Annotated in this window: 25 protein-coding genes; all 25 read right to left on the bottom strand. The window is 37.0% G+C overall.

Going from position 1 to position 26,283, the window contains the following annotated elements:
• Positions 1 to 35: 35 nt before the first annotated feature.
• The 25 genes from LG296_RS00460 to LG296_RS00340 all read right to left on the bottom strand — a co-directional run bounded on the left by LG296_RS00460 (position 36) and on the right by LG296_RS00340 (position 26,281).
• On the bottom strand, positions 36 to 2,420 hold the full coding sequence (locus LG296_RS00460; protein ID WP_107936332.1) for a SpoIIE family protein phosphatase: 2,385 nt from the start codon (positions 2,418 to 2,420) through the stop codon (positions 36 to 38).
• A gap of 665 nt (positions 2,421 to 3,085) precedes the next feature.
• Positions 3,086 to 3,517 carry a S1 domain-containing RNA-binding protein gene (locus LG296_RS00455; RefSeq protein ID WP_107936330.1) on the bottom strand — a complete coding sequence of 144 codons (432 nt, stop codon included), beginning with the start codon at positions 3,515 to 3,517 and terminating at the stop codon, positions 3,086 to 3,088.
• A gap of 198 nt (positions 3,518 to 3,715) precedes the next feature.
• Positions 3,716 to 4,132 carry a septum formation initiator family protein gene (locus tag LG296_RS00450; protein ID WP_107936328.1) on the bottom strand — a complete coding sequence of 139 codons (417 nt, stop codon included), beginning with the start codon at positions 4,130 to 4,132 and terminating at the stop codon, positions 3,716 to 3,718.
• A 44-nt stretch (positions 4,133 to 4,176) separates the two neighbouring features.
• Positions 4,177 to 4,674 (bottom strand): spore cortex biosynthesis protein YabQ, encoded by a 498-nt coding sequence (yabQ, locus tag LG296_RS00445; protein WP_107936325.1) that lies wholly within the window; start codon positions 4,672 to 4,674, stop codon positions 4,177 to 4,179.
• Entirely contained in the window at positions 4,671 to 4,970 is a 300-nt protein-coding gene (gene yabP / locus LG296_RS00440) for a sporulation protein YabP (protein ID WP_036197841.1), read from the bottom strand. The genes yabQ and yabP overlap by 4 nt, the downstream gene beginning before the upstream one ends.
• A 144-nt stretch (positions 4,971 to 5,114) precedes the next feature.
• Complete coding sequence (locus LG296_RS00435) at positions 5,115 to 5,405, bottom strand: RNA-binding S4 domain-containing protein (protein WP_107936322.1); 291 nt, start codon at positions 5,403 to 5,405, stop codon at positions 5,115 to 5,117.
• 3 nt (positions 5,406 to 5,408) lie between these two features.
• Positions 5,409 to 6,881: a nucleoside triphosphate pyrophosphohydrolase gene (mazG, locus tag LG296_RS00430; protein WP_107936320.1), complete on the bottom strand. Its 1,473-nt coding sequence runs from the start codon at positions 6,879 to 6,881 to the stop codon at positions 5,409 to 5,411.
• 8 nt (positions 6,882 to 6,889) lie between these two features.
• The gene (locus LG296_RS00425; protein WP_107936361.1) at positions 6,890 to 8,494 is read right to left on the bottom strand and encodes a polysaccharide biosynthesis protein; all 1,605 of its coding nucleotides are present in this window, start codon (positions 8,492 to 8,494) and stop codon (positions 6,890 to 6,892) included.
• 239 nt (positions 8,495 to 8,733) lie between these two features.
• Entirely contained in the window at positions 8,734 to 9,270 is a 537-nt protein-coding gene (gene spoVT, locus LG296_RS00420; protein WP_107936318.1) for a stage V sporulation protein T, read from the bottom strand.
• A 157-nt stretch (positions 9,271 to 9,427) separates the two neighbouring features.
• Positions 9,428 to 12,940, bottom strand: coding sequence for a transcription-repair coupling factor (mfd, locus tag LG296_RS00415; RefSeq protein ID WP_107936316.1), 3,513 nt, complete (start codon positions 12,938 to 12,940; stop codon positions 9,428 to 9,430).
• Between the two features lie 187 nt (positions 12,941 to 13,127).
• On the bottom strand, positions 13,128 to 13,355 hold the full coding sequence (locus LG296_RS00410; RefSeq protein WP_107936314.1) for an anti-sigma-F factor Fin: 228 nt from the start codon (positions 13,353 to 13,355) through the stop codon (positions 13,128 to 13,130).
• A 74-nt stretch (positions 13,356 to 13,429) separates the two neighbouring features.
• A complete protein-coding gene (pth, locus tag LG296_RS00405; RefSeq protein WP_107936312.1) occupies positions 13,430 to 13,993 on the bottom strand; it encodes an aminoacyl-tRNA hydrolase in 564 nt (187 codons plus the stop codon).
• A gap of 247 nt (positions 13,994 to 14,240) precedes the next feature.
• Positions 14,241 to 14,870, bottom strand: a complete 630-nt coding sequence (locus LG296_RS00400; protein WP_107936310.1) for a 50S ribosomal protein L25/general stress protein Ctc — start codon at positions 14,868 to 14,870, stop codon at positions 14,241 to 14,243.
• A 171-nt stretch (positions 14,871 to 15,041) separates the two neighbouring features.
• Positions 15,042 to 16,331, bottom strand: coding sequence for a HAMP domain-containing sensor histidine kinase (locus LG296_RS00395; protein ID WP_107936308.1), 1,290 nt, complete (start codon positions 16,329 to 16,331; stop codon positions 15,042 to 15,044).
• Between the two features lie 227 nt (positions 16,332 to 16,558).
• Positions 16,559 to 17,518: a ribose-phosphate diphosphokinase gene (locus LG296_RS00390; protein WP_107936306.1), complete on the bottom strand. Its 960-nt coding sequence runs from the start codon at positions 17,516 to 17,518 to the stop codon at positions 16,559 to 16,561.
• Positions 17,519 to 17,543: 25 nt separating this feature from the next.
• On the bottom strand, positions 17,544 to 18,908 hold the full coding sequence (glmU, locus tag LG296_RS00385; RefSeq protein ID WP_107936304.1) for a bifunctional UDP-N-acetylglucosamine diphosphorylase/glucosamine-1-phosphate N-acetyltransferase GlmU: 1,365 nt from the start codon (positions 18,906 to 18,908) through the stop codon (positions 17,544 to 17,546).
• A gap of 271 nt (positions 18,909 to 19,179) precedes the next feature.
• Positions 19,180 to 19,470: a septation regulator SpoVG gene (gene spoVG, locus LG296_RS00380; RefSeq protein WP_107936302.1), complete on the bottom strand. Its 291-nt coding sequence runs from the start codon at positions 19,468 to 19,470 to the stop codon at positions 19,180 to 19,182.
• A 153-nt stretch (positions 19,471 to 19,623) separates the two neighbouring features.
• On the bottom strand, positions 19,624 to 19,998 hold the full coding sequence (locus LG296_RS00375) for a RidA family protein (RefSeq protein ID WP_107936300.1): 375 nt from the start codon (positions 19,996 to 19,998) through the stop codon (positions 19,624 to 19,626).
• 1 nt (position 19,999) lies between these two features.
• Positions 20,000 to 20,827, bottom strand: a complete 828-nt coding sequence (purR, locus tag LG296_RS00370; RefSeq protein ID WP_107936298.1) for a pur operon repressor — start codon at positions 20,825 to 20,827, stop codon at positions 20,000 to 20,002.
• Positions 20,828 to 20,966: 139 nt separating this feature from the next.
• Positions 20,967 to 21,833 (bottom strand): 4-(cytidine 5'-diphospho)-2-C-methyl-D-erythritol kinase, encoded by an 867-nt coding sequence (gene ispE / locus LG296_RS00365; protein ID WP_107936296.1) that lies wholly within the window; start codon positions 21,831 to 21,833, stop codon positions 20,967 to 20,969.
• 189 nt (positions 21,834 to 22,022) lie between these two features.
• Positions 22,023 to 22,217, bottom strand: a complete 195-nt coding sequence (locus LG296_RS00360; protein WP_107936294.1) for a small, acid-soluble spore protein, alpha/beta type — start codon at positions 22,215 to 22,217, stop codon at positions 22,023 to 22,025.
• Between the two features lie 104 nt (positions 22,218 to 22,321).
• Positions 22,322 to 22,582 (bottom strand): biofilm formation stimulator Veg, encoded by a 261-nt coding sequence (gene veg / locus LG296_RS00355; RefSeq protein ID WP_036197871.1) that lies wholly within the window; start codon positions 22,580 to 22,582, stop codon positions 22,322 to 22,324.
• Between the two features lie 148 nt (positions 22,583 to 22,730).
• Positions 22,731 to 23,618, bottom strand: coding sequence for a 16S rRNA (adenine(1518)-N(6)/adenine(1519)-N(6))-dimethyltransferase RsmA (rsmA, locus tag LG296_RS00350; RefSeq protein WP_107936292.1), 888 nt, complete (start codon positions 23,616 to 23,618; stop codon positions 22,731 to 22,733).
• Positions 23,611 to 24,177, bottom strand: a complete 567-nt coding sequence (gene rnmV, locus LG296_RS00345; protein WP_107936290.1) for a ribonuclease M5 — start codon at positions 24,175 to 24,177, stop codon at positions 23,611 to 23,613. The genes rsmA and rnmV overlap by 8 nt, the downstream gene beginning before the upstream one ends.
• An 898-nt stretch (positions 24,178 to 25,075) precedes the next feature.
• Positions 25,076 to 26,281 carry a G5 and 3D domain-containing protein gene (locus tag LG296_RS00340; RefSeq protein ID WP_107936288.1) on the bottom strand — a complete coding sequence of 402 codons (1,206 nt, stop codon included), beginning with the start codon at positions 26,279 to 26,281 and terminating at the stop codon, positions 25,076 to 25,078.
• Between the last annotated feature and the right edge of the window lie 2 nt (positions 26,282 to 26,283).

Below are 26,283 nucleotides of genomic sequence, written 5' to 3'. Positions count from 1 at the left end.
AGATAAATCAATAATTACTAATCATTAATAAATTTTTATTTACTCACAGGACTAAATACAGCCCATTTAGGTACAACGTGATTAACTGTGAACATAATAACTGTACAATCATCATCTACTGGGTAAATCTCTCCAAATTGCTCCATTACATCATATAAGATAACTTCAATAGGCAAATCATTTTGAATACGTGCCTTTAAGAGTTTTACTAAGTGGCTCTCTTGTTCTTCCCAATCAAATTCACTTGAAAAGACGCCATCTGACACCATGACAACAAAATCATCTGCAAGTAAATTTACTTTTTCTGTTTCAATAGAAAACACCGGCATAAACCCTACAGGAGCAGCAGCCCCATCTACCTTCAATAGCTTCTCCCCACGTAATATATATGTGGACATACTTCCAGCCTTCCACGACCAAAGAGTACCCTTTTGCAGATCAACTAAAGCAAAATCTATAGTTGCATACATGTCTACTTCTCGGTTTAGAGACATAACATAGTGTAAAGTATGCATAGCTGTTTCTGGATTCATATTGTAGCTTAAGCATTCTCTCATTAAACGTACTAAACGGCGACTTTCACGCTGGGCCTCTCTACTTTGCCCCATTCCATCGGATAGCATAACCGCAACAAGACCGGGATGGATATGGTAAATAGCATGTGTGTCTCCTGAAACCCAGGCTGAATTTTTGGCTCTACTATATATATCATACTCTATTTCATAACGAACTGCCGATCTAAAGCGTATTTGCACATGAGCAAATGGATTTTTTTGGTCTGAAATCTTCTCCACCTGAAACGGTTCAGCAAATACATCATATAAAATCGGAAGAACGATTCGTTCACAAAGCGCATATTGGTCCTCATGAGTCCGATTTTTTTGTGCAAAGGAGCAAATCACAACTCTTTCACCTATTGTGTTATTTAAAACATCAATTTGAAAGCATTGTACTTGTGCTCTTTTGAATTGCTGTTCTAATTCTTCCTCTATTGTTTTAAAAGAAAGAGTTTCATCTCTCATATCCTCCATTAATTTATTTAAATGGTTACTTAAATCCCGCAGCTGAAGAGCTATCATTTTTTTTCCGTGATAGAATTGCCCGTTCATTTTGTCAGTATAGAGCTGGTGATCTAACTCTTCTAGTAGTCTTGTTGACTTTACGCAATGGGCTTTAATGCGTTTTTCGGCTCTGATTTGCTCAGATTCCTTGACACCTGCCCTTGCAACAAACCAATCCTCGATGATGGGCTCCATCGTATTTTTTGCACCCCAACAGCTATCATATCGAAAACAACTTAGACAGGTCGCACATGGTTCCACTGTCCTTGCTTCGTTTACGTTTTCTGAGGATGTAAAGCGATCGAAAACTAGCTCTTTCATAAATAATACGAAATTTTGGAAGGACTCAAGCTTCTCTGTTGTATGTTCTGTCAACCATTGTTGCCGCTGAATTAGGATTTCATCTCGTTTTGGATGAATTGCATCGTAAAGGAAGCTAAGCATACTTTTTGGTAATGCAAAGAAAACGATTCCAGCAATAGCAATTGACACAAAATACACAGTATCTAACGGAAGGGTTGCATCATAAAAGAAGAAGAAGGCACTTGGAACTACACTTCCGATTACAACCCCAAAACGTCCAACCTTACTAAACAATCCTGCAACAACCCCTGTCATTGCATATACCGAGATCATTCCCGTAAAAGATAATTTCGCTATTCCTACTAAAGCACCGACAATAGTAGCTACCATTGCAGCGATTGGTACGCCTCCTGTTATGGCTGCAATACAAATTGCTAAATGCAGCAAAAACGGGTATAACCCGAAATACGAAACTACTACAGATTGTACACCCGTTAATACCATTGCTAAAATAACAAGTCCAGCTCCGACCCGCTCATAGCTCCAACCAGCAGCCCAAAATCGGTGAGGTTGAACTAAAAAAAGATTCACAAAAATCGTCATTAAAAATGCAAGAATCACTTCATAGTATATATATAGCTGGACGATTAATGGCGGTATATCTAGGTATTGAATCCCCTGCCAGATAAATTGCCCAAAAAAGATTGATAAACTCACCGAAATTCCCATTGGTAGCTTCCAAAACCTAAATCGGGTAATGAGTTCATATAATACAAGCTGTAGACCTAATATAAATGCTTGTCCTAGGCTTAAAGTCAGAGCCCCTATTAGCCCCCCCACTACTACAGCCCACTTCTCATTTTCATATCTTTGTTTGACAATTGCCCAAAGAGGTAACAGAAACGGAACGGCCGCTTCAAACATTACTGCTCTTGAGAGAAACAACGCCAACAATAAAAAGAAAATGTGGATGAGGAAACTACTTTTCTTAAGAGAGAAGCTTTTAAAGAAAGATAGCCCCGACGTCTTTTCATTGATCATTTCAATATTTGCCATTTTTTACATCTCCCTTGATAGATAGTGTTAGCGATTATTATATAAAAGAGATTGCGTAAAATTTGTCTAGTAGTGAAATGATAGGATTAAAATCGTTCGACTTAATGTTTGATAAGACAACAATTAGAGATACGTGTCGGAAATCTGAAGAAATTTTAGAGAGAGTACTTTATATCAAGGGTTTTGAAGCATAAACTGGAGTTATATATTAAATAGTTTAAATTTCGGAGGCAATTTTCAATGTTAAATAGCTTTAGCTTTCTTGCAGTTTTATGTTCAACTGGCTCGATTTTAGTCGTTTTAGGTATCATTTTAAAAATCCCTACAATTTGGCAGCTAGTGATGCTGATTGTTGTCTAACCCTTTGTGGAATAGGTATTTTTAGAGTTGCCAGAATTCTTTTGAGCGAAAAAGGGAGATAGATGGCAAATCATTTAGAGATGGTTAGTGGGGTAAATGAGTTAATGGTGGTTCATTTTCTTGTTGAAATGCATTTGAAGCCAAGATTGAGCATACATACATTTCAATTCTAAATTTCACTCGAAAAAGCACCGTTCTAACATATGGTTTCTTCCCCCAACAAAAAAGACTGTTTTGTGAATTGGATTCACAACACAGTCTTTTATCTATATAACACTTTTTCTACGCTTAAAACAGACAGCAAACTACCCTCTTCTTGCTCCACGGCCACCGCGTTTTGACTCAGTTGCACGTTTTAACGTTGAAAGACGTTCGTCACTATCTTTTAGGAATCGTGCCATTTTTTGCTCAAAGTTTTCTTTTGGTTGACGATCATTGTTTCTATCATTAGATCGATTGTTATCGCGACGAGGACGCTGTGGACGTTCAGGTCTTTCTGGTTGAGGCTTTGCTTTACGGATTGATAAACCGATTTTACCGTCCGCTTCAACATTCATCACTTTAACTTCAACAACATCTCCAACTTTAAGATGCTCGTTGATGTCTTTGACATAGTTGTCTGCAACTTCACTAATGTGAACTAGGCCCGTTTTGCCATCTGGCAGCTCAACGAATGCTCCGAAATTTGTGATTCCTGTTACTTTACCTTGTACTTTGCTGCCTACTTCAATTGACATAAAAAAAATGCTCCTCCTTAAAATTTAAGCGGCTATATAAGCCAGTAGTCAAATTTAGTGTAACATGAAAATTGATTCACGTTTATTCTTTATTATAGCCAACAAAAAAAGAGTGTCAACAAGACAACTCTTTTTCTATCACCTGAAAACCACTTTTTGTATTGAAAAGAAGCGATTATTCGTCGCTTTTATATGGTATTAATTGGAATTTTTATCAGACTTTTCGGTCTTTTCCTCTTCACCTGGAATTGTAAAAATTATTTCCCCATCGTCTGATAAAAAATATTCTTTACGTGCTAATTTTGCAATATAATCATCGTCTTCAAGTTTTGCTATTTGTAAGCTCAACATATCTTGTTGTTCTTTTGCTTCATCTAGCTTTGTCATAACTACTTCTTTTTGCTGTTGTTTTTCAGCAAGTCGCTTATTTTGTGAAAAAGTCGTACTTATTAACAACACTAGGATTACCGAAGCTAGCAAACCGAAAGCTAGCAATCTTCTTCGAATACGCACTTTTTGTTTCTTGGAATACTGTGTCTTGTTATCAGTTGATCGGACGTAGTCATTTTCAAGCGTTCGAACGTTATTAGATTGTCGTTTTTGACGCTTTGACATATCCGCCACCTCCAAAAGTCTGTATATTCTATTATACTTCTATTTCAACGTTTTTTAAAGAAAGTCCTTCTAATTTTAGCATAAAATTTTTGTATATGCTTTTTTAGGAATTTATTATATATTTTGCGGAACGGTAGTAGTATTATCAAAATAATACGTATAACCAGTCTAATAGTATGGAAAATAATATTTTTAATTAATTTTATAATAGCGATAATAGGCTTAATTATAAGGAGAACAAAGACTCGTCCAATAAAACGGAAGTACCGCTGAAACACAGATTCATATAAGAATATCCCTAAAATTTGCGCTAACGGGTCAACTAAACGCCATTCTCCACCTTTTATAGTAAATAAAATATAAAATGTTAGGGCACCTAAAAGTGCCCAAACAATAAGCTCTACTCCATATCCCATTCTTTTTAAGATTGATTTTTGACTTAAAGCGCTCAGGGAAAACCTTGTACAATCTATAATTGCCCCAATAATTAAACCGCTAAGCGCCATGATCAATATACTTACAACCTGTTCATTTATGGTCATCCAAATAATTTATGGAGGAAGCCTTTTGATAACCCACTATCTTCATCATCGTATTGTACTAGTTTCACATTTCCTTCTAATGTTAATAGCCCTTTATCGACGTCTAAATGAACAATACGTAATTCCTCACCACGGATTAGTAAATGGCCTTGAGCAGTTCTAATATAAAATTCTTCTTGGTCAAAACGCTCAATTTCCTTTACAGAAGTCATGTCCATTCTTTTTCGATTGCGCACAGTCACAAGATGGTCACCAGATGTCATAGTGTAACGATTACTTTCTTGATGTAGCGTCATATCGTTCCTCCTTCACTTGTTTGTGTTTGTTCTGTTCACTTTATGCAGAAACTAAAAGAAGCATGACAACTTTTTCGTTATCATGCTCTAGAAATTTAATATTTTTTATTCTCATAAATTCTTTTCAATTATAAGTTCTAATCTCTATTCCTCATCATCAATAAACTGAGGTTCTATTTTATCAAGCTTTTCCTCTTTTAGTATCGTGAACATTTTCATTGCGTCTTCTTTACGTACATTTTCTCGAAGATCTTCTACGCGAGCTGTTACAACCTTCTGTCCAAAACGAATAGCTAGCTCGTCACCTACTTTTACAGCAGACCCAGCCTTCGCTACTTTTCCATTAATCGTAATCCTTCCTTGATCTGCTACTTCCTTTGCTAATGTACGTCTTTTGATCAATCTTGAGACTTTTAGAAATTTATCGATTCGCATTAGTTAGTTCTCCTTTTTTTCTAAAACTTTTGCTTCATTCCAAAATGCATCTAATTGGTTCAATGTAAAGCTACTAAAGCTTTGGCCACTTTCCTTCACCTTCTGCTCTACGAAGCTAAATCTGCGAGCAAACTTTTCGTTGGCATGAATCATCGCTTCATCGGGAGAGATTTTATAGAAACGAGCAATATTAACAAGAGTGAAAAGCACATCCCCAAACTCATCCAGGCGAGTAGAAGAGTCCCCTTTTGTTACTTCTTCCTTAAACTCATTCCATTCCTCTAGGAACTTCTCCCAGGCTCCATCCTCGTTCGGCCAGTCAAAGCCTACAGAAGCCGCCTTCTTTTGGTAATTAAAGGAGGTTTGAAGAGAAGAAGTGGCACGATATTCTCCTTTTAGAAGGGAGCCTGCATTTTCTGTTTCCCCTTTTTCTTGCTTTTTAATTGCATCCCAATTTGCTATAACTTCATCGGCGTCTTCAACTGCTACATCACCGAAGACATGCGGATGTCTACGAATCATTTTCTCACTAACAGATGCTAACACTTCTTCTAGATTGAAGTAACCATTGTCTTCACCGATTTGTGCATGTAAGAAGACTTGCAGTAGTACATCCCCCAGTTCCTCTACCATACCAAAATCATCTTCTGCATCAATGGCTGCCAAAAATTCATGCGCCTCTTCCAGCAAGTATTTTTTTAAGCTTTCATGAGTCTGCTTTTGATCCCATGGGCAACCATTTGGACCGCGTAAAGTTGCTATAATACGTCTAAACGTAGTCCAGTCACGTAATGCATCCAAGTCATTTTCCACTGGCGGTACATAGATTGTTGTTAAATTATTTATTGCCATTGATTGGTCCAACTCATATAAAGGAACTGTCGTTAAGCTTTCTAAAGAGGAGCCTGCTGCAGTTACAATAGTTACTGGGTAATCATCACGATACTTTTCCATTAAGGAAAGCTTTACCTCAGAGGCACTAAAAGCATCATATACTTGAGCGATAAGTAAATGTCCACGCATATTAATATCATGGATAGAAAAACTCGTACCATCTACCAATTGGAAGCCATCAATCGGATCTATTTTAAGGGCACCAAAAATTGGATCTAAGAAGCTTTGCCCCCCCTCAATTTTCAAATCGATTTTGCCTTCTTTTTCTGCTTCTATTAAAAGCTGAACCGTTTGCTCTGCAACTAATGGATGTCCTGGAACTGCATACATTACAGGCTCTATCTGTGCAACTTCTACTAACCTTGCTGTAATTTCTTCGTAAACCGGCTGGAATGTACCATGTTTTTCATAAACAGCATCAAAGCTTTCAAAGACAATCCCCTCCTCCTGCAGCTCATTAATAACAGGGTGATCCATTGTCCGAACATAAATTTTCTGCGCAGATTTCAATTTTTTATATACGCCCATTTGTAGCTGACTTAACTCCGCCGCTCCAAGGCCAATAACTGTTAATTTGTGCATATGCCCACCTACTTCTTTTTATTTAGTAATAGCTGAAAAGCAGCCATTTTACGTCCAAAAGGAACTAAAAACCATTCTTTCTCTGCTAATAGTCTTGATTTTGCAACGATTGTTAAATATACAAAAGCACCTATTCCTATTAAACAGCCGCCCATGATAACGGCCGCAATTCGTCCAGAAAATGAACCGAGTGCAATATGTAGAATCGTGTCTATGACAAATACCGAAAAAATCATACTTCCACTGGCAATTCCTAGTTTTATGTAGAACTCTCTTTTTGCTAATTTAACCTTTAACACCCGTTTTAAATAAATCATTAGTAATCCCGCACAGATATACAGACCAATATTACTAGCAATCGCAGCCCCTAATACATCTAAATTAGGAATAAATAAATGATTCCCAATCAATTTTAAAATGATAGCACCAAATAGAATTATTGCTGGTAATTTTAGTTTATTCATCCCTTGAAGTATGGCTGTAAAAGTTAATATGATAGATAACGGAATAATTTGAAGCACATAAACCATTAACACTGATGACAAACTATTCGTTTCAAACAGCATTTCATTTACATAGGGCATTACGATGACTAATCCAATCGATGCCGCAACACCTAAAAGCAACGAAACGCGATAGGTCAATTGAATAAATGGAGTTGCACCACGACCCTCTTTTTTCTTTGACTGATAGGCTACTAAAGGAACAATGGCAAGGGAAAGCGAAGAAGCTATAATAACGCCTAATTGTACGAGAGGTTGACCTCTATCATAGATTCCTTTCATATTCATAGCATCTATTTCTGCAATTCCATTGTCCCGTAAAATCGAAAATACTGTAAAGGAATCAATTAGCTGAAAGCAGAGAAGTAATAAGCTACTCATACTAACACTTAGGCTCAAAATCGTAACTTCTTTTATAATTGGCCATTTTCGTTCCTTAGTTTTGAGTTTCCCAGGTATTAATCTTATTTTTCTTGAGAAGTAAAGAAGTAAAATAATACCCGCAATTTCTCCAATAACTGTTCCAAAAACTGCCGCATTTCCCGCTGCATATAATGACTTCGAGGTTGTCATAATAAAGATTGCACCTATTAGAATAATCCCGACTCGAACAATCTGTTCAATCACTTGGGCATATGCGACTGGCGTCATTTCACCCTTTGCCTGAAAGCTGCCCTTCATTAATGCTAATAGTGGCATAAACAACGTCACAAAAGAGCCTGTCTGCAAAAGGGGCGCAAGCTGAGCATCCCCCATTATATGTGATAGAAAATCTGCTCCAAAAAATAATATGCAAAAGAAAAGAACAGATAAGATCGTTAAATAGTGAAAAATTGTACGGGTTATTAAATTTTCTCTTCCCTCTGGATTCGTGGTCATCTTGGCATCTGCCAACATTTTAGAAATTGCGACAGCAAAGCCACCTGACGTCCAAACGACAAACAATGAAATAAACGGATACACTTGCTGGTATATATAAAAGCCTTGGTCTCCTACTAAATTTTGAAAGGGTACTCGATATACTGCGCTTAATACTTTCACAACTAAAGCAGCCATCGTTAAAAGGAGTGCACCTTTCATATACTCTTTCATCCCAAAATTATCTGCCATTTTCATCCTATCCTCCATAACAATGCCAATAGTATATCACGAAATAAAGAGGCGCTCGACTGCCAGATAAGGTTATTGTACCCGAATATGTACTCGGATTTACGCACAGTTATAAAACATAACTCGACCAGAATAGATCGAGTTGCTGTCTTTTCTTATGCGGATTTCCTTTAGAACTTATACTTTTCTACCCACTAAAAAACGTCCCCATATAAAAATAGAGACGCTTTTGTCTAGATTTAGTTTTCCATTTGTTTTGCTAGGAAGTTTGCTGCTGTTTCGGCTGCTTTTGATTCAACTTCACTAATGACATGAACCTTCGAAACTAGATATACTGCACCAATTGCATCACCATTTGTAACAATTGGAGCTACACAGTAAGATTTCACTTGTTCAAACTGTCCTGGTACAAGCTCGATTGTCGTTTCGTTTTTTTCCAAAATGACAGAGCGTTGTTTCATGAAATCTTCGGCAAATACTGATAATCGTCGGTTTGTATATTCTTTCTTCGACAAACCGGCAATAGCAATCATTTCATCTCGGTCACTGATTAAAGCAGGTGTACCGACAGTTTCATATAAAGATTCAACATACTCTTTTGCAAATTCACCTAAGTCATTTATTGGTGAGTATTTTTTTAGAATAACTTCACCTTCACGGTCTGTGTAAATCTCCAATGGATCTCCTTCACGAATACGCATCGTTCTACGAATTTCCTTTGGAATAACAACGCGACCTAAATCGTCGATACGACGGACAATTCCTGTTGCTTTCATCTTTGCTGCCTCTCTTTCAGAATCAATTTTTCATCTACATAGATAGTATGGTTAAGAATTGGACAATGTATGCAGAAAGTGTATGAAGAGGTTTAAATTCTAAAGTCGGGCAACAAAAATTTTTAACATTATAGGAATATCATATATTGAAAAATACCTACTGTTTTTTAGCTTTTGCTACAATTTCAGCCAATTGTTCTAACACCTCAAAAGGAGGGATCTTGCCACATTTTTTTTCGTCGATTGTTAGTGTTAACTTCGCTCCGTCCATCACGAACCCAACTGCTCTCTCAAATTTCATGGACTCCGTCACAACAACACTACCATCCACTTTAGCAGTACCTTCTTCTGATAAATAAAGGGAAATAACCTTTTGCTTTTCTTTTATGGCCGTGATACCAGCTTCTAGTGCCCACACTTTAATTCGTGCAATCCGTAGTAGTTTTTCTGTTTCAACTGGTACATCACCAAATCGGTCCACTAATTCGTCCCAAATTTCATCAAAGTCCTCCACACGCTCCATGGATTTAATCCGTTTATACATTTGAATTTTTTGATAGCCATCTGGTATATAAGCATCCGGAATATAGGCATCTGCCTGAAGAATAATTTCGACGTCTGGCTTTTCCTCTTTTACGACGCCTGTACGACGCTCTTCAATGGCTTCCTCAAGCATTTGTGAGTAGAGGTCAAACCCAACAGAGTCAATAAAGCCATGCTGCTGTGCTCCTAATAGATTACCTGCACCACGAATCGATAAATCTCGCATAGCGATTTTAAATCCTGAACCAAGCTCTGTAAATTCTTTGATGGTTTGCAGTCTTTGCTCTGCCACATCTGTTAATACTTTATCTCTTTGATACATGAAATACGCATATGCAATACGGTTTGAACGACCTACACGACCTCTTAGCTGGTAAAGCTGGGATAAGCCCATTCGATCAGCATCGTGAACAATCAATGTGTTTACATTTGGAATATCAACACCGGTTTCTATAATGGTTGTCGTAACAAGGACATCATATTCCCCATCTAAAAAGTTCAAAATAATTGATTCTAATTGAGATTCAGTCATCTTCCCATGCGCATATCCGACACGTGCATCAGGGACAAGCATTTGAATTTCTTCCACTTTTCTTGTCATATCCTCTACGCGATTATAGAGATAAAAAGTTTGTCCACCACGAGCCATTTCTCTTTCAATTGCTTCACGCACCAACGCTCCGTTGTATTCCATTACATAGGTTTGTACCGGGAAACGGTTTTGTGGCGGTGTTTCAATAACTGATAAATCCCTTACTCCAACCATCGACATATGTAACGTACGAGGAATTGGTGTAGCAGTTAAAGTTAAGACATCTACGTTTGTTTTCAATTGTTTAATTTTTTCTTTATGTGTTACGCCAAATCGTTGCTCTTCATCAACAATCAGTAAGCCTAAATCACGGAAAATCAGGTCCTTGGACAAAATTCGATGTGTCCCAATGACAATATCAACTGTTCCTTCTTTTAACCCTTTAATGGTCTCTGCTTGTTGTTTCTTTGTACGGAAACGACTTAATAAGCCAACATTTATGGGGAAGCCTTCAAAACGCTCTTGAATTGTTTCGAAATGCTGTTGAGCTAAGATCGTTGTTGGCACAAGAAAGGCAACTTGCTTTCCATCCATAATTGCCTTAAAGGCAGCGCGGATAGCGACTTCTGTTTTCCCATAACCAACATCTCCACATACAAGGCGATCCATTGGACGTTCCCGTTCCATATCATGTTTTACTTCTATTATAGAACGTAGCTGATCCTCTGTTGCTTCATATGGGAAGGCATCCTCAAAGGTACGTTGTTCATCTGTATCAGGAGAGAAGGCATATCCTTTCTCTGCCTCACGTTTTGCATAGAGCTTAATCAAATCATCTGCTATATCATTGATAGCTGACGATACCTTAGCCTTAGCCTTTTTCCATTCTGCCCCGCCAAGCTTATGTAGCTTTGGTTCTTTTCCTTCTGAGGCAACATATTTTTGAATCAAATCAATTTGCTCAACTGGAACAAATAATTTATCATCCGCTCGGTATTTAATATGCAGGTAGTCTTTATGATTACCATTCACCTCTAGTGTTTCAATACCGATATATTTTCCTATCCCATGATGGATATGTACAACATAATCCCCAGGGTTAATCTCTGTATAACTTTTAATGCGTTCAGCATTGGACATTTTTTGTGGTCGTCGATTTTTCCTTTTTGGCTGTTGCTTAAATAATTCGTCATCTGTCACAACTGCTATTCGCTGTAAGGGTAGTTCAAAGCCTGAAGCTAGTTGCCCATCCACAATATAGATACCAGCATCATTTGGCGTTCCTATTAAACTATGGATTCCATACTCCTCTAGCATACTTTGGAGTTTTTTAACTCTTTCTTTACCATCAGCAATAAAGAGAACCGTAAAATTCTCTTGCATCCATCGCTCAATTTCGTTTTGTAATAGAGATATTTGACCATGGAATTGCTGCATTGGTTTACAAGAAATATTCGTTGTCTTTTTAAATTGAATGCCTGAAAAAGTTCGTGCAAATAGAGCAAAATAAATTTTTCGCTGCTCTATCATAGAATTGATTTCCTTAAATGTGAAAGAGGATTTCACATCATGGACGATTTTCCCTTCTTCTATCAACGAAACAAACCAGTCCTCTTCTTCTCGCTCCCATGCATCCATTACCTCTTGAATTCGACCAAGTTCATCGAATAAGACGATACCGTCCTTATCAAAATAGTCACCTAGGTAAGACAATTCTTCATATAAAAGAGAACCATATTTAGTAACATGGTCTGGAATACTTCCTTGTCTTAATAGCTCTATATCATGCTTAATATTTTGATATAGAATTTCCTGGGTTTCCTGCTTCTTTAATTTCTTTAGGCTTTTGCTAAGGGACGCTTCAAGTCTTTCTGCTAATTGTAAGCGTTGGTCCTTTGTTAACAGTATTTCTGCAGCCGGTAATATTTCGATCGCATCTAATTTTTCGATGGAGCGTTGGTCATCAGCTGAAAATGTACGAATGGAATCGATTTCAGTATCAAATAGCTCAATTCGAATAGGTGACTCTGCATAGGGTGGGTAAATATCGAGAATTCCCCCACGTAACGCAAACTCACCAGGTGTTGTCACCATTTGACTCCGTGTATAGCCCATTGTCACTAAGTGAAGCAACCAATCTTCAATATCAATATCTTTTCCTACCGACGCTTTCAGGAAATAACCTTTCCATTGCTCCGGTGCTGTCATCATTTTGCGCATTCCAGCAATCGGAATCACATAGATAGCCCGCTCTTTTTTTGCTAAATGATCTAATGTAGCAATACGTGCCGCTTTTAGCTCAGGTGAGGCAATTGTCATATCAGCTGCTATAAATTCATCGGCAGGATAATAATGAACTGCATCTTCTCCTACTAGAGAGGACAAATCATCTACTAATTTTTGGGCCTGTAGAAGATTCGGTGACAAAATATAAAGAGGCTTTTTAATATCCTCAAATATTGTTTGAATAAATGCTGGTCGTGCACTTCCTGTTAAACCTGTAATAAGCTGTGAATTATAATTCTTCTCACCAATTTGTTGGATGAACGTGTTTATATGTTTATCTTGAGAGAATAGTTGATGAATAACATTCATTCATAAACCCCCTTCCATAATCTCTATTTATGTAAATAGTCTTGATTTATATGAATTTTTTATCTTTTATTTTTTAATAGAAGCAATTGGAAAAAGTGGGTGACTTTTTTTGTAAGTCGCCCACTCTCTCGCACCATGACTTACGTGCGTAGATTGCATTGTAATTGTTGGCTATACAATGATTATATTATTGAAGCCACTTTTTGAGTGCATAATAATCAGGAAATTGTCTTAATGAATCTTCGCAATGCTCACAGATACAATGCACGGTTGTATCACCACGATCATTCTTTTCAATATAATCGTCAACCTCTCCAACCTCAAACAAATGCAATTTTCGAATTGTGTCATCCGCATCAAATGGTAATGTCCCAATTTCCGTCTCACAATGTCGGCAACGATACTTAACAGGCATTATAATCGCCTCCCCCTCGAGTATGTAAAGCAATAGCTTTGTAATACTCAAAGTATTGACCTAATTTTGCCTATTTATGCACCATTAAATTCGGACATTACGTCTAAGAATTTTTTTGATAAAGATACTTCCACTGCTGAAACTGTTTTATCAATCGCTTGGTCAATTGCTGAATCATCTTCTTTTGTAAATTTTGCAAGTACGTAATCTGCCACCTTCATACCCGCAGGAGGGCGGCTAATCCCTACTCGAATTCGGTTAAACTCCTGAGTGCCTAAATGCTGGATCAATGATTTGATTCCGTTATGACCACCAGCACTTCCCTTTTGACGCAGACGTAGTTTCCCTGTATCTAAATCTAAATCGTCATAGATCACAATAATATCCTCAATATCGATATCAAAGTAATCCATTAACGGGCGAACAGATTCACCTGATAAATTCATATATGTTAAAGGTTTTAACAAAATTACTTTTCCTTCTGGTCGGTGAACAGTTGCATACATTCCGTTAAATTTCATTTGGTTTAATGGGGCGTCCCATTTTTTAGCTAATGCATCTATACATTCAAAGCCTATATTGTGGCGTGTATGTTCATATTGTTTCCCTGGATTTCCTAATCCAATTATTAATTTCATGAATACTCATCCTTTTTTTCCACTAATCGTAAATATTTTAACATAGGCTTTATTGAAAGAGAAAAAACAAGACTACTTATGTACTTATTACTTCATAAAAATGGAAAACCCTCTATATTAGTTAAATAAAAATAAAAAACAGCAAGGCGTAAGATTTTACTTACACCTTTATGGGGGAGCTGTTAATTTACTATTCCCTTATAAAAAATAAAAATGTATGAGCAGTTGACTCATACATTTTGCAAAATTAGCTTTCTGATTCTGGAGCTTCTGTTGCTTTGATATCTTGGTTTTCCGTATCACCTTGTCCAGCAGTATCATCGTTCACGACAACTGGTGGCGTGACAGAAACAAGCGTATCCTCATCTGCATTTAGGATTTCAAATGGAACCGTACTTCTTATTTCAGCTACTGAAATAGATTCATTCATTCCAACATTGGAAGCATCCACTTCAATTGACTCTGGAATATTTGACGGTTTAACCTTGATTTTCAGTTCTCGAATAGGCTGCATTAGTACGCCGCCTTCTTTTACCCCAGATGCCTCACCAATTACCATAACTGGTACATCTACCTCTAATTCCTCAGCCATATTAATAGATAGTAAATCCACATGTTTAACGGTACCTTTTAGTGCACATCTTTGTATATCTGTTAAAACCGCATTGATTTGATTGCCTTCCAAATCAATTTTAAATACACCCGCGCTTCCAAACTTTTGAACAGCTTTCGCCATTTCTTTATAATCAAGTGTTACTGGTTTGTTAGCCACTTTATAGCCATAAATAACTCCAGGTAGCTGTCCTTCATGACGAAGTTTTGTTAAAGTAGAATGTGCTCCCGTTTCTCTTGGTTTCGCTTCTAAAATAATATCCATATACAAACTCCTCTCAAAGTTATGTCCAATTTCAGTATTCCTTTATTTATGGAATCCTAAACTTTTCTAGCACATAAATTTGACTTAGAGATAACATATTCTATGGATTTCTTGAAGCATTTTAAAAACAATCAAGTTATTTTACTTCCTACAACCTGTGGATTAGCTACTTTAGTATATTTGGGGTAATAGTATGATAAATTCTGTTCCCTTATCCTTTTCACTAATCACTTCTATCTTCCCCTTAAAAGATTGGATGATTTGGAAACTTACCATCATTCCTAAGCCTGTCCCAGTTTCCTTTAACGAATAATACGGATATCCTAGCCTATCTATTTGTTCTTTTGTCATACCAACACCTTCATCTTTAATGCTAATCCTTATATATCCGTTGTTAGTAGAAGTATATGTAATCAACACAATTCCACCATTTGGCATAGACTCTATTGCATTTTTTAAGATATTAATCAAAGACTGGTGTAATCTTTGCGAATTAGCATAAATCCAACTCTCTCCCGGGATTTCGGTTTTAATCTCAACGTTATGATTCATACCATAGCTTTGGATGATTTTCACAACACGCTGTAACTGATTACCTACTTCGATTCTCTCATTTATATCGGTGGTTGGTTTTCCAAATGCTAAAAAGTCACTAATAATTTCATTTGCTCGGTCTAATTCTTCTATGGATATTTGTATATATTCCTTTTTTTCCTTAGGCAAATCAGGTTCGTTAAGAAGCTCCAGAAACCCTCGAGTAACCTGCATCGGATTTCTAATTTCATGTGCAAAAACACTTGTTAACTCGCTTATAACCCTTACTTTCTCAGCGTTTTGCAATTCTTTTCGAATCTGGTTAATCTCAAAAATAGTTTCATATAACACAATAAAGAACCAAGTAACTAACCCGCCCATTATAAGTTGAATAATCTGTACTATACCATTCTCTAGAGTAAAACCTCTTAGAATATTGAAAACGATAAACCCAACAATACAGTAGAAAAGGGAAAGACCAACTGCAATTCTCACCCTTTTTTGTTTTTCAGACCTTATAAAGTATTTTTGAAAAAACCAGATTACCGGCAGGGATAATAACAAAACTAGAACGGTATTATAAAACCCTATACTAATTCCAAAATATAATCGATAAACTATTATAAGTGCTGAAAGGAATAAGGAAGACCAGATTCCTCCATATAAGCTCATCAATAATAGTGGAATAATTCTTAAATCCAACCGTGCATTTTCACCTAAGCTCACCGGGAAAGACATGCAAAATAAGATCGATATTCCCCATAAAACCGTCATTATAATATTTTGTTTTTTATATCCCTTAACCTTTTCACTGATAAAGGTAAAGTAAATAAATATGGGTACAATCATAAGCATTAGCTGTAGCAAAAAATCCTTTATAATATTCATTTTTGTTACCTTTCTTACTCCTATAAAATTCACTACCATTTAAGACGAATGTAGTATAAGCATTTTCACTATGCTTATTTCTATTTCTTACGGACTTTTTGATTGGATATTATACTTTAATATATCTAATCTACTATATTCCCTTTCAACAGTGTAGCTTTCTATCCGAAATTCACTTCAGCTTTTTAAAAACTATTTTATAATCCCACCATAAAATGTAACAAAAAAAAGACAGAGCAAGGTTCGCCCTGTCTTCAATACTCGAATTAATCGAATAATGTACTTACTGATTTGTTTTCGTATACACGAGAAATTGCTTCTGCCATTAAGTTTGCTACTGAAAGTTGTTTAACCTTAGGTGATATTTTTTCTTCAGAAAGCTGGATTGTGTTTGTTACTACTAGTTCTTTAATAGCCGAGTTTTCAATACGCTCAATTGCTGGACCTGAAAGTACTGGGTGTGAACAGCAAGCATAAACTTCCTTCGCACCGGATTCAATCAATGCATTTGCACCAATTGTAATTGTTCCTGCAGTATCAATGATATCATCGATTAAGATACAAATTTTACCTTCGATATTCCCTACGATATTCATAACTTCAGCCACATTTGGTTTTGGACGACGTTTATCGATAATGGCAATCGGTGCTTTTAAGCGTTCTGCCATTTTACGAGCACGTGTAACCCCACCATGGTCAGGAGATACAATTACTACATCTTCTGGATTGAAGTTTTTCGTTTTAAAGTAGTCAGATAAGATTGGAACCGCTACTAGATGGTCGATTAAGATATCAAAGAAACCTTGGATTTGTGGAGCATGTAAGTCTAATACAATTACTCGGTCTGCCCCAGCAGTTTCTAATAAGTTTGCAACTAATTTCGCTGTGATTGGCTCACGAGCTTTTGCTTTACGATCTTGACGTGCATAACCGTAGTACGGCATTACAACATTAATTGTACGAGCAGAAGCACGTTTAACAGCATCAATCATGATTAATAATTCCATTAAATGTTCATTAACAGGAGCAGAGGTAGATTGAACGATAAATACGTCACAACCACGGATACTTTCTTCGATGCTAATTTGAACTTCTCCATCACTGAAATGTTTTACAGATGATTTACCAAGTTCTACTCCCATTTGTTCTGCAATTTCCTGTGCTAATGGGTAGTTAGAATTTAAAGAAAAGATTTTTAATTTTGTGTCAGCATATTGATACGGCATGATGGCCTCCTAATAGTTTTACAAATTATTTTAACTTCTTCGCGTAATCCAGTTTATTCTCTTGTCTTGAACGTGCAATTCCTAATGCATCTGCTGGAACTTCTTTTGTAATCGTTGAACCAGCTGCTATAAATGATCCGGCACCTAACTTAACTGGTGCTACTAGATTTGAGTTACATCCTACAAAAACATCATCTTCAATAATTGTTTTAAATTTATTTTTGCCATCATAATTCACTGTAATAGATCCACAGCCAACATTTACATTACTTCCTACCTCGGCATCGCCAATATAGCTCAAGTGTGAAACTTTTGTATCATCACCTAGAGTACTCTTCTTCACTTCAACGAAATTACCGATTTTCACATGATTTCCTAATTGTGACTCAGGACGTAAATGAGCGAATGGACCAACAGCTGTATCTTCTCCTATAGAACTATCAGTTACAACAGAATTTGATACCGTAGTACGATCGCCGACTCTACTATTTACAATGTTAGAATTTGGTCCTATAATACAGTCTTCACCAATTACCGTATGGCCTTCAATAATCGTTCCTGGTTTAATAACCGTATCACGACCAATTTGTGCATCGGCACTAATGTGAGTAGACATTGGGTTAATAATTGTTACACCATTTCTCATATGCTTTTCATTAATACGAGCACGCATTAATTCTTCAGCTTGCGCTAAGGCAACACGATCATTTACTCCTAGTGTTTCATCGAAATTCGCACATGTATAAGCTGAAACAATTTCACCTTGTTTTTGTAAAATTTCAATCACATCTGGTAAATAGTATTCACCCTGTGCGTTTTCATTGTTAACTAGTTTTAACGCCTCAAATAATGCTTTGTTATCAAAGCAATATGTGCCCGTGTTAATTTCTGTAACTAACTGCTGTTCTGGTGTAGCATCTTTTTGCTCCACGATTTGTGATACTTGACCATTTTCGTCACGAAGCACTCGACCATATCCTGTTGGATTGCCGGCTACAGCTGTTAGAATGGTTGCTTTTGCTTTTTGATTATTGTGGTGTTCATATAACGCTTTCATTGTTTCCGGTTGAATCAATGGTGTATCACCACATACTACTAGTGTTGTTCCCTCAAGAGAACTTAAAATGCTTTCTGCTTGAATTACTGCATGTGCAGTTCCAAGTTGTTCTTGTTGAATTACATACTCGCTTTTTTCACCAAGCTGATCTTTTACTTTTTCAGCTCCATGTCCAACAACAGTTACAATTCGGCTTACATCCAGTGTTTGAATGTTCTCGACAACATGTTCTACCATTGGCTTCCCACATACAGGATGGAGCACCTTATATAATTTGGACTTCATGCGAGTTCCTTGACCAGCAGCCAAAATGACCGCAAAAATGTTCGTCATGATCTTTGAGTCCCCCAATTTCGCTTATATTCTCTTATGACTATATAGTAAATTCACCTGCTTTTCAAGGTTTCCAGACTTGACAAATCAATGACATCTTCTATGGAATTTTATAATAATTTTTAGGTTAATTAGAAAAGTCGCCGTATCACCAAGCCTTAACGATTTGCATTAGATACATTTATGAAAATATGAAAGTTATGTACTCTCTTATCTAACGATAAAAAGGAGTCTACTCAAATAATATGAGTAGACTCCTATTGTTTAAAGATTATACATTTGCCTCTTCAAGTTCTAGCACTTCTTCTTCACTAGATGCGTGATAAGCAGCTAATACAACTTCTTGAAGTTTATTTCGTGTATCAGAGTTAATAGGGTGTGCGATATCGCGGAATTCTCCGTCTGGTGTTCGCTTACTTGGCATTGCTACAAATAATCCATTATTGCCATCGATTACACGAATATCATGTACAACAAACTCTTCATCTAATGTGATTGAAGCAATAGCTCTCATACGCCCATCAGTTTGGACACGTCTTAACCTTACGTCAGTTACCTCCATTATTTCACTCCTCTCTTCTATGATGCCTTTAAAAGATATGATTCTACAAAAATTTCAAATTCCCTTCTTCCATTATACAAAAATTTGAAAAATTATAAATATTTTTTGTAAAAAAAATGATGGAAGCTATTTTGCCTCCATCATTTAACTATTTTATTCTACTACTGCAATTACTTCGATTTCTACTTTTACATCTTTTGGTAGTCTAGCAACCTCTACTGCAGAACGAGCAGGTTTATGATCACCAAAATGCTTTGCATATGTTTCATTCATAGCCGCGAAGTCGTTCATATCCCCCATAAATACAGTTGTTTTCACAACTTTATCTAGTGAACTACCTGCTGCTTCTAAAACTGCGTTTAAATTTTCGAATACTTGATTTGTTTGTACGACGATATCGCCTTCTACTAATTCGCCCGAAGCTGTTAAAGGAATTTGTCCAGAACTATAAAAGATTCCATTTACTACGATACCTTGTGCATAGGGTCCAATTGCAGCTGGTGCATTTGTTGTAGATACTGTTTTCATTTTATTTTCTCTCCTTTAAAAAATAGTTACCTTCACTTAAAGCAATTGTACGATCCTTTTCGTTTACCGCATGAAGCTTTACTAAAGAATAGTAATCATCTACCAGTGTTTCATCAGCATGTTCTGCTTCTACTAATACAGCCATTCCCGCTAACTCACAGTCAAATTCCTCTAGCAGATTTTTCATACCATTCATCGTACCGCCAACCTTCATAAAGTCATCCGTTATGAGTACGCGCTGGCCGCCCTTCATACTGCGTTTAGAAAGTACCATTGTTTGAATACGTCGGGAAGATCCAGATACATAATTAATACTTACGGTAGAACCTTCCGTTACCTTGCTATCTCTACGTACGACAACAACAGGAACATTTAAATGTCTTGCAATTGAATGCGCAATCGAAATCCCTTTCGTTGCCACCGTCATAATGACATCAATTTTTTGGTCAGCATAAATGCTTGCAAATACTTTTCCGACTCTATTCATCAGTTCAGGATTACCTAGTAAATCAGTCATAAATAAATAACCACCTGGTAATAGACGATCAGACTGACTTAACTGAGTAATCAATATTTGAATAATCTCCCGCACTTCACTATCAGACATCTTAGGAATATATTTTACCCCGCCTGCTGCTCCCGGTACGGTCATCAACAATCCAATTCCTTTTTCTTCAAACGTTTCTTTAACAATCGATAAATCTTCACTAATTGAGGATTTGGCAGATTGATATGTTTCAGAAAAAAAAGTTAAAGGTATTAGCTGATGTGGATGCTCAAGTAAATAATATGTCATATCAACAAGGCGTTCGCTACGCTTCCATTTCACGAGATCCACTCCACTTCTACAAAATGTAAAATTAACTGCCTACTAAATTAATAGCAGACAGTCCTCTTTCCATTTCCTACATTTAAATCGATTTATAAACACGAATATTTTATAGAAAAAGTACCACAAATATACGCATTTAAGCAAGTGAATTCCTTTCACCTAACAATCGAACTGCAAAAACCTCATCACAAAAACCTCTTAAGCCGTTATATATTCTTCCTAATCTAGACTCATTATCTACTAGACCAAATACAGTTGGACCACTGCCGCTCATTAGCACTGCATCTGCACCAAAACGCTTCATTTGTTCCTTAATCATTACAACTTCTGGATGCAGGTTAAATGTAACGGATTCTAGGACATTTCCCATAGAAGCACACATTAAATCATAATCATTTGTTTCTATCGCTTGAATCATTTGTTTCGTATTCGGGTGTTCGATTCCCTCTATATTTAACCCACCATAAACCTGTGCTGTTGAAACACCGATTTTAGGTTTGGCTAAAACGACCCAGCAAGTTGGAGGAGCCGGTAACTTTTGAATTTTCTCACCGCGCCCAGTTGCAAGCGCTGTCCCACCATAAATGCAGAACGAAACATCAGAGCCAATTTTAGCTCCTAGCTCAGCTAATGTATCGATGGATAAGTTTAAATTCCATAATTCGTTTAACCCTTTTAATGTAGCGGCCGCATCACTACTTCCTCCTGCAAGACCTGCTGCTACCGGGATTTCCTTTTCAATTGAAATTGTAACCCCATCAGCTATACCATATGTATCTTTGATTAGCTGTGCAGCTTGGTAAGCAAGGTTTCGGTTATCGTCCGGAATAAAACCATTTGTTGAAATAATTTTGATTAAACCATCATTTCGAGACTCAAGTCCAATTCGATCGCTTAAGTCAACAGTTGTCATAATCATTTCTACTTCATGATAATTATCAGGGCGTTTATATAAAACATCTAAAGTTAAATTTATTTTCGCTGGGGCTTTTACATAAAGCATATATATCCTCCTCGGATTGCCATCCAAATCTTTTATTCATCTTTGATTTTAGCTTCTATACTTCCATATATTTTACCATAGTGTACGTACAAGTGTCGCTAGCTCATTCTTCTTGTAGCACTTCATTTGTTTTAGATAAAGTAAAAGCCAATAGTCTCCTTAATAGGAGCTATTGGCGAAGTGTCAACACTACTTATTCATATTTTTTTGGTTTTGCTGTGCTAGACCTTGTTCGGCCATTTCAATTGCTCGCTTTACCATGTTACCTGCATCACGTGACTTAATTCCACCCCAGCCTTCACGTTCGACTACATCGTAAAATCCGAGTTCCTTGGCTATCTCTTCTTTTAGACGACTCGACATGATACCTTTTCTTCTGGCCATGCAGTTTTGCCTCCTTAGGAATAAGTAGGTTGACAATACTAGTATGTGCGAAAGAAAATAAAAAACACCCGAAAAATCGAGTGTTTTAATAAGACAAATAAAAACTATTTGGCAATTGCAACCTGAACATCATCTAAAAACGTGATTTCTACTGCTTCTGTTAAAATATCTGTGTAGCTATAAGAAACGCGTTTACAAGCGTTATCTTCTTGATCGAGCTCAACGACAAAGACTGCGTGATATGTGTCACTAAGTACTCCATCACACTCAACCGTTTTCTTGCGACCACCATTTGCTTTTAATCGCAAACGTTTACCCAAATTACAATCTAGAGACTTCTTAATGTCAGCTAACGTTTTTGGCATTTCGCATACACCTCACTACACAATATTATAGCCCATTTCTGGGTAACTGTCAACAAATTATAATATTTTATCAGCAGACAAATATCCTTGTCAACTTTTTTTATATAAAAAAACCTTAAAACTTATAGATTATAGATTCTTGTTCAAATTATTGTACATTGCCAAAGTGGGGATAGAGTGCATCTGCCAATTTTCCGAACTCTTGAATAGACAGTGTTTCCCCTCTTCTTGTTGGGTCTACATTCGCTGATTCTAGTGCCTCCAAAATAAGCTGTTTCTTTTCTTTACCCGATGGAAGCCCTGATTGAAGATTATTTAGTATTGTCTTTCTGCGTTGTGCAAAAGAAGTTCGTGTTACCTCAAACAGGAAATCTTCACTAATTACTTTTACAGGTGGCTCATCATGCTTGATTAGACGAATAACGGCAGAATCCACATTTGGCTGTGGCATAAACACAGTTTTTGGAACAACCATCGCAATCTCTGCAGTCACGTAATATTGAATAGCAATAGATAGCGAGCCGTATTCCTTAGTCCCAGGCTTAGCCGTAATGCGATCTGCTACTTCTTTTTGCATCATAACAACAAATCCACGAATCGGAAGTCGATCATTTAGCAATTTCAATAAAATTGGTGTTGTTACGTAATAAGGTAAGTTTGCCACAACCATGATGTCTTCTATACCTAACATTTCCTCTTTTATTACTTTTTCTACATCCGCTTTTAAAATATCCGAATGTATAATTTTCACATTATCGTACGGACTTAATGTATCTTCAAGTACAGGTAAAAGACGTTGGTCAATTTCAAAAGAGACAACTTTTTTTGCTGAACGTGCAAGATGCTCTGTTAATGCACCGATCCCTGGTCCAACTTCAATCGCTCCACTTTCTTCTGTTAAATTGGCATGACTTACGATATTACGTAAAATATTGGGATCTATTAAAAAGTTTTGTCCTAAACTTTTTTTGAAAGAAAAGCCGTATTTATTTAAAATTTCTTTTGTTCGTAATGGTGTTGCGATATCTTTATTCATTTTGATCCTCCTGATCTAGTTGAGCTACTGCTTCACCAAATTGTTCAGCAGTAATTTGGAACATTGCTAGTCTTTTATGCAATTGTTTACCATTCGTCATCCCAATATTCAGGATTTCCCCCAAACGATTGCGACGTTGTTTTGATTGTGGATGCCCTATCAATCGAGCTATTAGCAAATCTTCCATTGTAATAATATTTTCAGTTTTAAAATCTGGGTTTGACGTATACACTTGGCTCAATGCTTCTCGAATATCTTCATCTCGTGCATGCTCAATGCCAAGTCCTTTACCATTTTTCGCAATGGTTTTCTCTTTTGCTAGAAACGCATGCTTCACTCCTGGAACTCGTTCTTCAATAATTGCACGGATGCGACGCCCTGGATAATCGGGGTCTGTGAAAACAATTACCCCACGTTTTGTTTGAGCGTGATGAATACGACGAATCGTTTCCTCGGAAATCGCAGAGCCATTTGTTTCTATTGTATCTGCATTAACCGCTCTTTTAATCGCCGTTGTATCATCTTTTCCTTCTACAACAATGATTTCTTGTATATTCAAAAATATACCCCTCTTCTAAAGCAATCTCTGACTATAATAACATGAAAAGTGACTAGACGTCGTTTTGATTGGTTTGCTGTGATTTTGAGGCAATTGATTAACCGCTGCTTGTTCTTAAGTATGGTAGGTTTGCTTATTAGCATTACGGCTGTAGTGGTGAGGCGGTAGCATTGGGTAACATTTAGCGTCCCTACAACTTGTCTGGACCGTCGAGATTCCAAGATAAGATTAGAGTATTAGACGATTCTAAGTGGAAATTGCTCCAGATTGGTGTAAAGTGAACGGGTTTACTACCTTCCATTAGGGAAACCTTTTTACATCGTCGTAAGGCGTGCGTGATTGCTACCTTTCATCTAGTTAAACGCTTCGTATCGTCGTAATGCGGGCAGGTTTGCTACCTTCCATCTGAGCTATCGCTTCGCTTCGTCGCAATACGTGCACGATTACTTCCTTTCATACTTGCTATCCCTCCACTTCGTTTCAATACGTGCACGATTACTACCTTTTACACTGGCTATCACTTTGCTTCGTCGCAATACGAGCACGATTACTTCCTTTCACACTCGGTATCGCTTCGCTTCGTCCCAATACGTGCACGATTACTTCCTTTCATACTTGCTATCCCTCCACTTCGTTTCAATACGTGCACGATTACTACCTTTTACACTGGCTATCACTTTGCTTCGTCGCAATACGAGCACGATTACTTCCTTTCACACTCGGTATTGCTTCGCTTCGTCGCAATCTGAAGGATTTTACTACCTTTCACACTCGGTATCGCTTTGCTTCGTCTTAATGTGAACCGATTTACCCGCAAAAAAAAGCCTCCCTGTCAGTCTACAGGGAGGCTTCATACATTTTGGTTGAATCATGCTAAACTTTTTTTAAGTTACTAGTTTTAGTTTAAAATTTTGATGCGTACTTTTTTGCGTCCCCAGCTGTTTGCTTGGTTCGTTGAGCTTACAAATACGTCGATTTTATTGCCCTTGATGGCACTGCCTTTGTCAGCAGCAATGGCATTCCCGTAGCCTTCTACCCATACTTTAGTTCCTAATGGAATAACACTTGGGTCTACAGCAATTACTTTCATACCATCTTTTAATGTTAAGCCTGTTGCTGTTACACCTGAACAGCCTGCACAGCCTGCTGTATATGCTGTTGCAGTGACATAAAATTCTTTACTGCTGCTTGAAGATGATGCACTATTACTACGAGAAACAGCTGCTGTTACAACCTTTGTCCCAACTGCTACTACTTTTGTAGTTGGTTTTTGAATTACATCTTCTGATTTTAAAACTTTCTCTATAACTTTACCATTTTCTTTAATAACTTCGTAGGTACGAGACACTTTCCCTTTCTCGCCCTTAGCTACAACTTTTTCTTTTCCTTTTAGCAATGAAGAGTCTGATTTCGTTTCTACTGCGAAATCAATAGATTCTTCCACTACATCGGTAACTTTTTCTACGCGAACAACTGTGATTTTATCTTCTGGTGTAATTTCTTTCTCCAGATCATTTTCAACACGATCAAACTCATTAAGCTGAATTCCCTGTTGTTTCAAAAAGTTAGCGACCGTAGTCGAAGTGGACCAAACTTGTCTTTCTTCTAAACCATCGACAAGCGTTAACTGAAACGCCTTTTGAATATCAATTTGGTTAGTCTCGCCTACTTCTGCGTCCAAAGCTTGTGATAATACATCATGCTCTGTTACTTCGATATTTGCTTCTTCCAAAATGTTCTTCACTTTACTTTCAGTTGTCCATACTTTTGACTGACTTCCGTCAACTGAAATTGTTACTTCTCTTGCTTGTTCCCAATCAATCGTTAAACCATTAACGATTTCTGTATTCAGTGAGGGTGATACTTTATCATATTGAGTGATTACGATACCTTCTTGTTCAAGAAGGTCGCCTACTGTTTTTGCGTGAGTTGAAAATTCTTCTTCTTTTCCGTTCGCATTTACGACCACCGAATCCTTGGTGACTTGAAATACTATGAACGAAACTACTGAAACAAACAGAATCAGTGAAACCACACCAACCACTGTTTGCTTACTCCTCAATGATCCTCGGAACAAGTTTTTCATGGTACTTATTTTTGACATGA

Source organism: Ureibacillus chungkukjangi (genome assembly GCF_044795995.1).
In the GTDB taxonomy this organism is placed as follows: Bacteria; Bacillota; Bacilli; order Bacillales_A; family Planococcaceae; genus Ureibacillus; species Ureibacillus chungkukjangi.
Note: the sequence above shows the minus strand (reverse complement) of the source record. Positions and strands in the feature narration are given on the sequence as shown.